Below are 13,307 nucleotides of genomic sequence, written 5' to 3'. Positions count from 1 at the left end.
TGGTGGGATTTTCCTGAATCGTGAACAATCTTTGAATTTTTATATCATCCTCTAGTGCCTTTATTATCCCTGGATTCACTATCCCAATATGGAGCAGCGCAGAGTATGACTCTGTTAGAAAAAGCTTGAGAAACCTTTAACGGAGTATGAAAGAATGCAGCTATATGTAAAATTTTAAATACACGCTCCCAGGTCGTTGACCCTGCCCCCAAAAGTCTCTTATATTTACTCCCGACACAACAACTCAGAACGGGTGGTGGGACGATTTTGTTCACTAATAAACGCAAGAAGATACTCGCTATGCTTACACTTATACCCTTGGCTACAGGGATGGTCATGGGAGCTTTCCCTGCTGCAATAACGTATGCAGATGCAGGAGAGAACACACCGACCAACAGCCTGGCAACAGGTTCTTGGCAAACGGGAGATTTGCATGTACATACGTTTGAGTCCGATGACGCACAGGTATCACTGGAGAACGTGCTCGATGCGGGTTTAACCAAATATGGGCTGGACTGGATCGCGCTTACGGATCATTTGCGGTTATCCAAGCGAGATCACAACGGGAACGACATTTCGGGTGGACCAATACCCATGTCCCAAGGAATGAATGAATATCAGGTACCACAGATCAAGGCACTTCAGGATGCAGGCAAATATGCAGGTAAAACGATCTTCTCCGGTTTCGAATGGGACATGCCAACACATGAACACGTTGGGGTGGGGATTCTTACAGATGAGCCGAACTCAACCGAAGCGCTGAACGCTGCCAAGGAATTCGAGTACCGTTTCACGAATCGCGCAGCGAACCTGTTTAATGCGGCAGACGTAGCGAATTGGGATCAGGACGGAGGGCGTGCCTACACGACTCATCAGGATGCGCTAACCGCCATCAATTGGCTCGCAACGAACTATCCAATGACAAGTTATGCGATGATCAATCATCCTTCACGCGGGAAAAACAAATATACGGTCGCAGACTTCCGTGAGTTCAACGATCTGGCTCCGCAAGTTGTATTCGGTATCGAAGGCATGCTGGGTAACCAGATGGAACCGGATCGTGGAGGGTACAACACAAGCTACAATGTAGCTAATCCGACCGCTGATGATGGATACAAATATCGTACATACGGCGGTGTAGACTATATGGTCGCCAAGGTTGGCGGACTATGGGATGCATTGCTTGGAGAAGGACGTCACTTCTGGAACTATGGCAATTCGGATTACCACTTCAAGACGATTGGCACGAATTCCAGTGGTTATTTCCCGGGCGAATATGCCAAGACGTATTCCTGGGTTGAGGGTACAGGTATGCAGGCTGTTCTGGATGGACTGCGTTCGGGGAAATCATTTTCCGTATTCGGTGACCTGATCAACGCACTGGACTTCACAGCTTCCGGAGCGGGTGCTCAGGTTGAGATGGGTGGAGACCTTAATGTGACCCAAGGCGATGAAGTAGAGCTGAAGATTCGTTTCAAGAGTCCAACGACGAGCAACAACTATGAAAATCCAATCAACAGTGGTACGTCCGCTGGACAAGTACCCGTGGTGGATCACGTCGATCTCATCGCTGGGGATGTGACAGCTAAAGCCCAGAAGGGTACAGCCGCTTATACCAAAGACACCAACGACTCTACCAAAGTACTGGCTACCTTCACATCCAACGATTGGACGACAGATGCCGAAGGCTATAATGTCATCACGTACAAGATCAAAGCTACAGACCAGGACAAGTATTTCCGCCTGCGCGGTACGAATCTGGGCATGAACGTGACAGGTGAGATTGTCAATGGTGAACCGCAGCTTGATCCGAAAAATACGACAGCCGATGCAACGACCCGTTTTAATCAAATTAACGATAGCAACTATCGCGATCTGTGGTTCTATTCCAACCCAATTTTCGTGAGTGCCACACCGTACAGTGACGCACAGGCGGTAACCGATACGCTTCAAGCAATCGATCTGGGCGATCTGAACGCGGTCCATTCCGATCTTACCCTTCCTGTTGAGGGGAAGCATGGTGCAACGATTAGCTGGTCCAGCTCTAACCCGGAACTAATGAATAACGAGGGCAAGCTACTAGCCCAACCTGACAATAATGAGCGATTGGAACTGACGGCAATCGTGCAACGTGGCACGGAATCTCAACTCAAAACGTTCACTGTCATTGTGGAAGGCACGAATAATCAGGCGCTAGTGTTGAAAAGTAACATGACTACCGCTGACGGCCAGCCGTATCACACGGATACATGGACGAACCAGTCCGTAACGGTCAGTGTAACCGCCGCAGTATACGCGCCTGCTACTTCTGCAATCATTGAGTTGTCCCGTAATGGAGGGCAGACATACGAGCCATATACAGAGAATACACCTTTGGAGATAACGGAGCCGGGGGAGCACAACCTTTTATTCCGAGCAACCGATGATCTTGAACAAACGTATACTCTACCTCTGGTCATTAAAATAGACCGTGAGATTCCCGTCATCACCCTGCAAGGTAGCAGCCAGATGACGCTGAATGTGGGAGACGCGTACAATGAGCCTGGAGCACAGGCTTCTGATAATGTGGGCATCCGTGGTTCCGTGCAGGTGGATGGCACGGTGAACACACAAGCAGCAGGAATCTACACCCTTCGGTATAACGTGAAGGATATCGCTGGTAATGCAGCACAGGAAGTTATCCGTACCGTGACTGTACAAGCCCGCTCGGGCAATGGTGGCGGGGGTTCAGGTGGAGGTAATGGAGGCAACTCTGGTGGGAATTCAGGGGGGAGTACACCAAGTGTGCCAACAACGCCTACCGTTCCAACCACACCAACGAACCCTGAAACGGGATCAGACTCATCCACTGAAGTGAAGGTTGAGGTGGAAGCGAATCAGCCGGTGCAAACGGGATTGAAAGACATCGTACAATTCAACGCTCCAGCGGGAGCCATTGGTTCCAAGGATACGTTGCAAGTGTCCGTGGTTGCCAAGGACAAGTTGCAGAATACAGCTTCCCTGTATGTACTTGGACAAGCTGTACAGATCAGCCGCAGTGGCGGAAGAACGTTGAATGATCAGGCGGTATTGAGCTTGAAAGTGGATTCGGCAGATCTGCCGAATGGCACTCAACCTGCAATCTACTATTATAACGAAGCTCGTCAGAGCTGGGTGTTTATCGGTGGCAAGACGAATGCAGCAGGAAGCATAACGGCCAATGTGAATCATCTGGGTACATTTGTTGTGTCAAGCTATGTACCAATGAATCTGTCTGACCTGAATGGACACTGGGCTTCCGACTACGCAGATCGTTTGCTGGGCATGAACGTGATTCAAGGGTACACAGATGGAACATTCCAACCTTCCAAGAAGATTACCCGGGCAGAGTTTGTTACGTTGCTTAGTAAGGCGCTGGCATTGAAGTCCGTGGAGTCGGATACAACGTTTGCGGATCAAGGTAATCTGCCAGACTGGGCGAAAGGCGACATTGCCGCAGCTGTGCAAGCCGGAATCGTGAAAGGGTACGGCGATAACACATTTAAGCCCGATCGGACCATTACCCGTGCCGAGATGGCAGTCATGATGGCGAATGCGCTGAAAGCAAGTTCAGATGCACAAGCCGGCATGTCAGGCGATACATCCGTTAAACCAAGTTTCACGGATGCATCGCAGACGCCTTCTTGGGCACAGGAAGCACTGAATGCAGCGGTACAGGCTAAGATTGTGAGCGGATATACGGACCATACGGTTCGTGCAGGAAGTGAAACGACCCGAGCGGAAGCTGCGACGATGATCTACAACTTGTTGCTCGCCATGTACGTGTAAGAAGTAACAAAGAGAATTAACCGTATTTACAGCAGATATAAAGTAGATAAAAAACTGATATCCTTTTAGGGTATCAGTTTTTTTGAGATTAAGACTTGCTCATCTTCGGGGGTGGCATGTAAGAAGGTCCATTGCTGTAATTCACGAGATGAAAGGGCAAGTTACTGTGATAGAATGAGTTAGGTTAGGATGATGAAACGGTGGGGGCTAGAAAATGAACAAAACGGAGCGGCAGCTTGCGATTACGCTTGAATTGCAGCGAAGAAAGATGTTAAGAGCAGAAGATTTAGCGGCTCAATTGGAGACAAGTGTACGTACAATATATCGAGATATTCAGGCATTAAGTGAGGCTGGTGTTCCGATTTTGGGAGCGCCGGGTCATGGGTATTCCCTCATGGAAGGATATTTTCTGCCCCCGGTAAGCTTCACCGCAGAAGAAGCCGTGTCCCTGCTCATGGGAGCTGATTTTATCGAACAGAGGTTGGATACAGAATACGCGATGGAGGCTAAGTCGGCTCAGCGGAAAATTGAAGCGATTTTACCAGAATCCGTTCGTAATGAATCCAGGCGTGTTCGAGAAACGATGCGACTGCTTCATACGGTTGAGCCTTTAACCCGAGCGCGGGTGAAAACATACCTTAACCAGATACGTAGTGCCATTCTGGAGAAACGTAAGATCAGCTTTATGTACCTGAAGAAAATGGCGGGATCGGATGGCAATCGGTATAACATGCGTGAGGTTTCACCCTATGGACTCTCACTTGTTCAAGAGAATTGGGTATTAATTGCACGTTGTGATCTAAGGCAAGACATTCGTCATTTTCGTTTGTCACGCATGACTGAACTCTCAGAGCTTGAGGATCACTTCACTTTACCGCCGGATTTTGATCTGAACAGTTATCGACCTCCTGACAACCGTAACGAACAGGTATTAATTCGGGCTAAACCTGAGATTGCTGACAAAATTATGGAAGCCCTTCATTTCTATATGGATGAATTTGAGGAGCAACAGAAAGGTGTGATTTTTCATTTTCGTGTCCGCTATCCGGAGGAAATATTGCATTATTTGCTTGGCTGGGGTGGGGATATCGAGGTTTTGGAGCCGGAGGCTTTACGCTTTCGAATGAAGGAAGTCGCCAAAAACATCTTAAAACACTACTGACATACACCTGTCAGTAGTGTTTTTTTATACTTGGATATATCACAGATCAAGAGGAATTGGAGTTGGTTGAAGGATGAGAAGTACAACGGAAGTATTGGAATCATTGGAAACGAGTGTAGAGAGATATTTGGCAGAACTAAGAAAATTGGATATGGATAGCTTACATAGAAAACAGAGTGAGGAGGAATGGTCCATTGGACAGATGTATGTACATTTGATTCAATCAGCGCTTTTCTTGCAACTGCATAATATTGAGCAGTGTTTGAGCAGTGAGGATTCGACGTTAAACTCGGGGGAGGAAAAAACAGAACTGGGTAGGCAAGTATTTGAATTAGGACAATTCCCTCCCGTGCCTGTTAAAGTACCTGCATCCCCGCAGTATACCCCGCAACCACCCGAGAGCAAGGATTCGTTGATCGATGGTCTTCACATGGTCGTGGAGCGGATGAGGAGTACAGAACCCCTTTTACACCAAGCATTGGTAAACAACAAAATACGTCATCCAAGGCTTGGCGCTCTAAACGCACAGGAGTGGTTTTTGTTGATAGAGATGCACTACAGACATCATTTTTTACAATTAGATCGATTGATATCGAATCTGGAGATGTATACGAGAGAAGGGGATGGGATGTATCTATGAAACCAAATCAGGCCAGTAGATATTGGATTGGTGTTGTATCAGCTTCTCATGTGAATGTAGCCGTAGAGGGAGGGTTTGCGCAGTTGTGCCATGGCAAGTCCGCACTGTTGTGCCAGATGTCCCCGGGTGATTGGATGATATACTATTCTCCACGTACAGAGATATCAACAGGGAAGCCACTTCAGGCGTTTACCGCTATTGGTCAGATTATCGACGACAGGGTTTACCAATATCAGATGTCGGAATCATTTGTACCCTTTCGCCGAGATCTCCGTTATCTTCCATGTCGAGAAGTAAAGATCGCAACGTTGTTAGACCAACTCAGTTTTACGCGCGGGAATCGCAATTGGGGGTTTCCATTTCGTAAAGGTCATTTTGAGATTGGGGCTGAAGACTTTATGATGATAGCTTCTGCGATGTTGGAAGATGAGACGCAGTTACTAATGGATAATAGTTTAAACCAGACATGTTAACCAAACGAAAAGGCCCATAGATTCTCTATGGACCTTTTGGCTTTATGGATAATCATACCCTCCACCGTGGATATTACATTTCCGAAGACGCTGGTCTTTGTTGCTATTAAGGTTTAAATTCAAGTGGAAAAGTCAATAAAAGCTCTGTAAGCAACGCTGTACAATCCACTGAAAACCAGTACAATTGAACCTATAAGAACATGAGATAAAGAGAGGTACTTCTCCATGACAGAAACAAGTGGAAATCGCAAAGTTGACGGCTATCTAAAGAAACTTAAAACGTGGAAGGAAGAGTCCGCGAAGCTGAGAGAGATTATTCGAGATTTTGACCTGACAGAGGATATGAAATGGATGCATCCTTGTTACATGCTCGATGGGAAAAACATTGTTCTAATTCATGGATTCAAAGAATACGTGGCCATTCTGTTTTTCAAAGGTGCTCTGCTTAAGGATACGTATGGCATTTTGGTGCAGCAAACAGAAAATGTACAGGCAGAGCGCCAGCTTCGCTTCACCAGTCTGGAGCAGATTGTGGAGCAGGAGGCTATGATCAAAGCCTATATTCAGCAAGCGATTGAAGTGGAACAAGCCGGATTGCAAGTGGAGATGAAAAAGACTGCCGAATATAGCGTTCCCGAGGAACTTCAGCAGCAGTTCGATGAGAATCCTGCTTTCCGAGATGCATTTGAAGCACTGACACCCGGACGGCAACGGGCATATCTCTATTATTTCTCACAACCAAAGCAATCCAAAACAAAAGTGTCACGAATCGAGAAGTACATGCAGCCGATCCTGGAAGGTAAAGGGTTGAATGATTGATCTAATAACAATATATTTGAGGGAAATTAAGAGTAAAAACGAGTTGAAAGCCTTTCAGATATAATCCGAAAGGCTTTTTGCCGTTTTTGCTAAAAGTATAGATAACAGGAGAGTGTCCCATATGAATCGAACTTACCAATACTACGCAATTTTTAATTTTGCTGAGGATGGAATTAATGTTACATTTCCTGATCTGCCTGGATGTATCACCTGTGGCGATTCAGTTGAAGAAGCATTGGTGATGGCGAAAGAAGCACTAGAATTATTTTTGGATGGAGAACCTGTTGAAGATATTCAGCCTCCTCAAAGCATAATGCCTGAATTATTGAACTCTAAAGAAAAAGCGTATTTAATTGAAGCCAATATTACGTATTACTGATCGACTCTATGTTTATATATCTGAATTCACCAAACTGAGATTAGAACATCGTCGACTTCTTTGATTCTTGTGACAGATGGTGTTTGAATTAGATTTCCTTTGACCATGACCATAGAGATATCCGACAAGGCCTCAATATGTTCCAGCGGATTTTGCTCCATGACAATCAGATCAGCATGTTTCCCGATATCCACCGTCCCTGTAACATCGTCAACACCGAGGATCTTCGCATTAGTTCGAGTCACCATGTCAATGACCTGTTTGTTGTTCAGGTTGGCCTGTCTCATGTAGTGGTCCATCTCTCTCCACATATCATAGTGAGTCACGTAAGGCATGGCGGCGTCGGTGCCGATCCCGATGGTGATGTCGTTTTCGATTGCTTGCTTGACGCCCTTGAGCATGGAATCATAGACCAGTCTGGAATTCTCTTTTACCGTTGCACTTACCTTCGTTACGCTGGTATCCAGTGAAGCGGAGGGATAGGCGGCTTGCAGGGTGGGGATGAGTGCGGTGTAGCCATGCAGGGCATTGGGATTATTTTTGTACAAATGAATGATTTCGTCGTCCATCTCCGAACCATGCTCAATCGTATCAACGCCACCTTGTAACGCAACGCGCACACCTTCCGTGCTCTCCACATGCGCTGCCACCCGCAAACCAATCTTATGCGCTTCATCACAGATCGCCGCAACTTCCCCCACTGTCATCTGTAAACGACCAGCTTCGCCAACCATTTTCGCATCCGTCACGCCTCCCGTCACACAGATTTTGATCAGATCCACGCCGTGTTTCACATTGATCCGTACATTCTTTCGTGCTTCCCACGGAGAGTCGCCCACCAGAGCGAGAAATGGAGCACCATGTCCGCCCGTTACACTTAGGAAAAACCCGGAGACAAGCAGATTAGGGCCGACAAAGTCGCCGTTATTAATCTCATCCCGCAGCTGGACGTCGGTGTAAAAGAATTCCCCCACACTGCGCATCGTGGTCACACCCGCATGAAGTGCGGTCAGCGCGTTACGTTTCATTCGTTTTTTCAAAACGTTTCTGCCGAACTTCGTGTTCAATATCCGATCATAGGCAAACTGCAACAAACCTTCACTGACCGAAAGACTGAATGGTTTACCATCTGCAAAGAGATGCACGTGGGCGTTGATCAGTCCTGGCATTACGTATTTTCCTGAGAGGTCGATTGTTGTGTAGTGACTTGGGATATTGAGTTCATGATCTCGGCCGATATCCTGAATAAGACCTTGTTCATTGACGAGAAGGGTCATGTTTTTTTGCAGATTGCGGCTTGAGTCGCCGTGGATCAGATTGACGTTTTTTAATGCGTAAGCGGTGTTCATGTTGTGTTCCTCCTTAGAGTGTGGGTGAAGCTATATAAGTTGAATGATGGGTATATACACTTATCACTCCGATGACAGAACAACCTCCGAATCGCTGTTATCCACAGATTTTTTTGATACCCTCTTATTAGGGGGAAATCCGGTGATAGCGTATGCTTCCGATGTAGCCTTCTTTCAGAAAGCTTTTAGGCGAACGCTTCGCTTCCTCTGGTTATTTCTGTCCTCTCCGTTATCGTGTAAATGTAGGTTCAACTTAAATAGTTTGGTAAATGGTAAATATCCAACTTAAAAATGAATTGTTAATTCGTTTTTGGGTCAAAAAAATAGAGCGACTTAATGTTAGATGTTTTTTTGCGTGCAAACCAAGTGAAGTTGATCTGATCTGCACGCTTTGTCTATCCGGCATAAGTGATGAGATGGAGCGTTATTCGTTGAGACTCTTCATACCGTACAGTCTGTATACATACAACGCTTCGAATATTTGCTTCCGGCTGTCCTCGCTCATATCCCGCTTCAATAGATCCAGGTTCATATCAATCACGTTGTGCGCGAGAATGTTTAGCAAGATCAGGTTCTCCTCAGTGCCAATCTCATATCGTTTATATTGGTTCTTCAGATAGGCCTTCTTAGTTTCGATCATCAGCTCAACAAGTTCATTTTTGGCGTTGGTGTAAATAGTACCTTTATTCTTTTCAAAGATGATTACAATCTGATTCCGGTATTTCCGTAATACGTCCACCTGCTCCTGCAACAGCGCCGACTTTCGCTCGCTATCCGTTTCCTCGAACAAGGTCTGGTTATCAAAGTGGATTGTCTCCACCAACACATTCTTTAAATAATCCACCAGATCCGGCGGGACGACAGCGTAGAATAGTTCTTTCTTATTCTTAAAATAAGTATAGATATTGCCCACGGAAATATTGATCTCATCCGCGATATCGCTCATCTTGGCATCCACATAGCCTTTTTCAAAAAAGACCTTGAGCGCCGCGTATTCAATCTCTTTCCTGACTTCGTCTTTCTTGGCTTGCGCCATTGGGAACGACTCCTTAATAGTGAATGGTTAGTTCGTTATTAGGTTATTCTTATTTTTTGGGTTTGTCAATGGGGAGGGGAGAAAGATAGGTAGTAGGATTAGGAGTTCGATCAGGAGACGGTTGCAGAGCTGTTATATAGGTAAACTAACAAAATGTCTTATAAAGTGAAGGATATTAATGGTAAGCGAGTAAAGAGAAATTTGGTACAGCAGCCGGTTCTGCTGGTGGTTTTGAAGTGTGTTACGAAGACAATACCTTTAAAGTCCATTCGAACCATTGTCTATCCGAGATGGCGGTGATGATGGCGAATACGCTGAAATTGAGTAATGTGGGTGCACAAGGAGGGAGTGGGGAGGCAATAGAAGCAAGCTTTATTGATGCACCGCTAACATACAGGAAGAGATAAATGTTCGTTAAGGAGAAGATCGTGAACCGGTAAACGAATAATATGGATCGGGTGGGGAGCATAGGATCTATCGGAAGCCGCGAGGATGATTTAAAAATTGTTATTGGACTTCAATGTGTAAATTAGACAAGAATAACAAAAAAAGATGTACCTCTGAAGACGCATCTTATTTATGTAAGAAACCAATACTCTCTAAAAGTATCTGGGAATTGGAGAAGATTGAGAAGATCTAGAATAAAATAGTTGCGTTAATTTCGGGTGTTCAATCTTACGTATTATGCTATTTCGAAACTAATTATCTGAATAATAAAAAAGACATGAACCAACAGCATTCGACAAATGAGATGAGATATAATGAATAAGTAATTAGGCCTATATTAATGGGTATAATAGCTTTCTTATTTGATGATCAATAGGTCTTATTCAATGAATTTATTGCTTTTTCTATGTAGGTTATGAATGAATTTTTGTATTAAGAGTTAGCTTCTATATATGATTTAACAGATGGAAAAAACAAAAAATATGAAAGTGAATTGGAACTCAATGAAATTAATAGAAAACGAGATGAATTTCTAGGAGTTTATGAATGATTTAATACCAAAAAACATATCTACAACATTAATCTAGGGAATGGAGTGAACAGTAGTATGAGTGTTATTCTAATACATCCTAATCTTACAATTGGCAACGATACTGTCGCTGAATCATTTTACCACGTGCTACGCACTGAATTAGAGGAGCACACAGATGTCAGAGGTCTCAAAACTGCGATGCATCTACATTCAGTTTCAATTCAATCTGATGAAGTACTTATTATTTTCAATAAACAAACTGAAGATTATTCACAGAATGTCTTGTACGTTTTAAGGCAAGCATTAGAAACGAATTGTACTATTATTCCAGTATCCTTGTATCAACAAACACGCAGTCCTGCCGATATGATTGGACATATTCAGAGTTTTGATGTTGTTGATCAACTTCGACAAAGAAGGCTAACAGAAAAGAATAGAGATACAGTAGCTTTTTCTCTAACTCGGTTGATTATGTCAAAAGTTCAGCCAACAATGTCAGTCGAGCGAATGGATCTATTTATAAGTCATCGTCGGGCAGATGGTGAAGAAATTGCCGCGGAATTCTACAATGAATTTAGAAAACGTGTCAATGAAGTAGAGACTTTTAGGGATTTAATTAGTATAAAAGTGGGACAAAATGCACAAGAGGAGATAGAGAAGAGTCTGTATAAAAGTGATGCTGTTATATTTATTGATACGCCTCTATGTGGTGAATCAATTTGGGTAGAAAAAGAACTTCAAATTGCTCTGGGGTTAAATCTCCCTATAATTTGGGTTAAAGTAGGTGCTGCTGAGAATAGAGTGGAGCTTAAAGTGATTCCTGGGGGGAGCCCTCACTATAAAATTGAAAATTCAGAAATAAACGATTTAGAATCATCGAATTTAATTGACGATATAATTCACAAGGCGTTCCAATTAAGCAGAACGAATGCTATGACTGTTATTGATCATTTTAATAGAATTCAACAACTTGCAAGTTCTAAACAAATAAATTTGATCCCTATCAACAAAAAAAATATGATTTATCGTGTTGAAATTCCTAGAGTTATTAAAGGATTAAATTATTATCAACGCCCCTTGAGTCATGTTTTTCAACTTTTCGGGAGAAATCCTAAAGATGAGGATAGAAACAGTTTCGAACCATTAATTTCGGATCTTGGTTTCCTACTTCATCCGGATTTGGGTTATCACTTTGATTCAGGGCTTTTGTTAGGTCCAAGTGCATCTTTGAGTACAGTTCCTCCCACACAACCTATTTGTATAGATTCAGTGGATGAATATGTAACCTCACTTCAAAAATATTTATCTTCTGATAAAAATAAGACTCCGAAAAAAGGAATAATTATATCTGGTGCTTTCCCAGATTATGAACCAGAGTTTCAGCAACAATTGACAGATGCTGTTTTCTCTTTTTCAAAAGCAGTATTGGATAAAGGAGGAATTGTTATTTTTGGAAGTCACCCAACTTTTCAACATTTGATTCTTGATTTAGCTAGAAGACAACGTCCAGATGATTACATAAATGCTGTTCATATGTATATTTCAAAATACTTTGTTACTCAAGCAACGATAAACGAATTGACTAACAAGGCAACTATATATGCAACAGATAATATTAAAGATAATCGAGCAGAGAGTTTGACCTCTATGCGCAAGGCGATGATCTCAGACGAAGAAGTAGCTGGTATAGTTTTGCTTGGAGGAAAGCAACATGTTGATATAAAGCCAGGCATTGATGAGGAGTTGGAACTGGCTAAACATAAAGGCATTCCAGCCTTTATTATTGGATCTGTGGGAGGACGTTCTTCAGAATTAGCACAAGAAATGATTGAAAGTGGTGGTAAATCTATTAATACGTTAACTAAGGAACAGAATCACAAATTATTAACAAGTTTAGATTACAGATCTTTAGCAGATGAAATTCTGCAAACTTTGGGTTTCTAATCTAATCTAATATTTAAACTAAACTGGAATATCGTAATATTCAACAAAGGGGAAAAAACGTGGCATATAAAACATTTATCTCGTATAAATATTCTGAGGCTAAAGAACTTAGAGATCGTATTGTGGGGGCTTTAAAAGATGATGCAAGATATTATCAAGGAGAAACAAGTGAATCTCCAGATATGTCGGATCGAACTACCGAATATATTAAAGAAAAGTTAAAGGATATGATCTACTCGACTTCAGTAACTATTGTTGTTATTTCTCCAAATATAAGAAAGAGCAATTGGATTGACTGGGAAATCGAATATTCACTAGAGCAAATTAAGCGAGGAGATAAAACTTCTGGTACCAATGGTGTTCTGGGAATTGTTATGAAATACAACGGAGGATATGAGTGGTTAAGGACGTCTATAACTAATCAGGATGGACATACTTCAACACAAACAAATAACAGTTATCTGTACAACATTATCATTAACAATCGTTTAAATCAGGAGCCGAAAGAGTATTTCTGTGAAATGTGTAAAACAGTAGATTCACTTCAGGGGTCATACCTTTCATTGGTAGATGAAGAGGCCTTCCTTAAGAATCCTAACCGATATATTGAGAACGCTTATGATAAAAGCAAAAAACTTAACCATTATAAGATTAATAAATCAAGGTAGAATTTGATAATTCTAATTTTTTTAGCAGTGAAATCAAGCTTCATTTGAAAG

10 protein-coding genes are annotated in these 13,307 nt (G+C 43.0%); 8 read left to right on the top strand and 2 right to left on the bottom strand.

Features of this window, described 5'->3' with window-relative positions:
• Positions 1–267: 267 nt before the first annotated feature.
• The 6 genes from NKT06_RS23650 (at position 268) to NKT06_RS23625 (ending at position 7,280) form a co-directional block, all read left to right on the top strand.
• On the top strand, positions 268–3,807 hold the full coding sequence (locus NKT06_RS23650) for an S-layer homology domain-containing protein (protein WP_253439851.1): 3,540 nt from the start codon (positions 268–270) through the stop codon (positions 3,805–3,807).
• A 214-nt stretch (positions 3,808–4,021) separates the two neighbouring features.
• Positions 4,022–4,969: a helix-turn-helix transcriptional regulator gene (locus tag NKT06_RS23645; RefSeq protein ID WP_253439848.1), complete on the top strand. Its 948-nt coding sequence runs from the start codon at positions 4,022–4,024 to the stop codon at positions 4,967–4,969.
• A 73-nt stretch (positions 4,970–5,042) separates the two neighbouring features.
• Positions 5,043–5,609 (top strand): DinB family protein, encoded by a 567-nt coding sequence (locus NKT06_RS23640; RefSeq protein WP_253439845.1) that lies wholly within the window; start codon positions 5,043–5,045, stop codon positions 5,607–5,609.
• Positions 5,606–6,082 carry an EVE domain-containing protein gene (locus tag NKT06_RS23635; protein ID WP_253439842.1) on the top strand — a complete coding sequence of 159 codons (477 nt, stop codon included), beginning with the start codon at positions 5,606–5,608 and terminating at the stop codon, positions 6,080–6,082. The genes NKT06_RS23640 and NKT06_RS23635 overlap by 4 nt, the downstream gene beginning before the upstream one ends.
• Positions 6,083–6,307: 225 nt before the next feature.
• On the top strand, positions 6,308–6,901 hold the full coding sequence (locus NKT06_RS23630; protein ID WP_253439839.1) for a YdeI/OmpD-associated family protein: 594 nt from the start codon (positions 6,308–6,310) through the stop codon (positions 6,899–6,901).
• 121 nt (positions 6,902–7,022) lie between these two features.
• Complete coding sequence (locus NKT06_RS23625; protein ID WP_253439836.1) at positions 7,023–7,280, top strand: type II toxin-antitoxin system HicB family antitoxin; 258 nt, start codon at positions 7,023–7,025, stop codon at positions 7,278–7,280.
• A 26-nt stretch (positions 7,281–7,306) separates the two neighbouring features.
• Here NKT06_RS23625 and NKT06_RS23620 read toward each other — a convergent pair whose 3' ends face one another.
• Both NKT06_RS23620 and NKT06_RS23615 read right to left on the bottom strand, forming a co-directional pair.
• Positions 7,307–8,629 (bottom strand): amidohydrolase family protein, encoded by a 1,323-nt coding sequence (locus NKT06_RS23620; protein WP_253439833.1) that lies wholly within the window; start codon positions 8,627–8,629, stop codon positions 7,307–7,309.
• A gap of 424 nt (positions 8,630–9,053) precedes the next feature.
• Entirely contained in the window at positions 9,054–9,665 is a 612-nt protein-coding gene (locus NKT06_RS23615) for a TetR/AcrR family transcriptional regulator (protein WP_253439830.1), read from the bottom strand.
• A 1,054-nt stretch (positions 9,666–10,719) separates the two neighbouring features.
• Here NKT06_RS23615 and NKT06_RS23610 point away from each other — a divergent pair.
• Both NKT06_RS23610 and NKT06_RS23605 read left to right on the top strand, forming a co-directional pair.
• Positions 10,720–12,588, top strand: a complete 1,869-nt coding sequence (locus tag NKT06_RS23610; RefSeq protein WP_253439827.1) for an SLOG domain-containing protein — start codon at positions 10,720–10,722, stop codon at positions 12,586–12,588.
• Between the two features lie 59 nt (positions 12,589–12,647).
• Complete coding sequence (locus tag NKT06_RS23605; protein ID WP_253439825.1) at positions 12,648–13,256, top strand: TIR domain-containing protein; 609 nt, start codon at positions 12,648–12,650, stop codon at positions 13,254–13,256.
• Positions 13,257–13,307 lie beyond the last annotated feature (51 nt).

It is taken from the genome of Paenibacillus sp. 1781tsa1 (assembly GCF_024159265.1).
Classification (GTDB): domain Bacteria; phylum Bacillota; class Bacilli; order Paenibacillales; family Paenibacillaceae; genus Paenibacillus.
The sequence above is the reverse complement of the archived record's forward strand: the minus strand, read 5'-3'. Positions and strand labels throughout refer to the sequence as shown.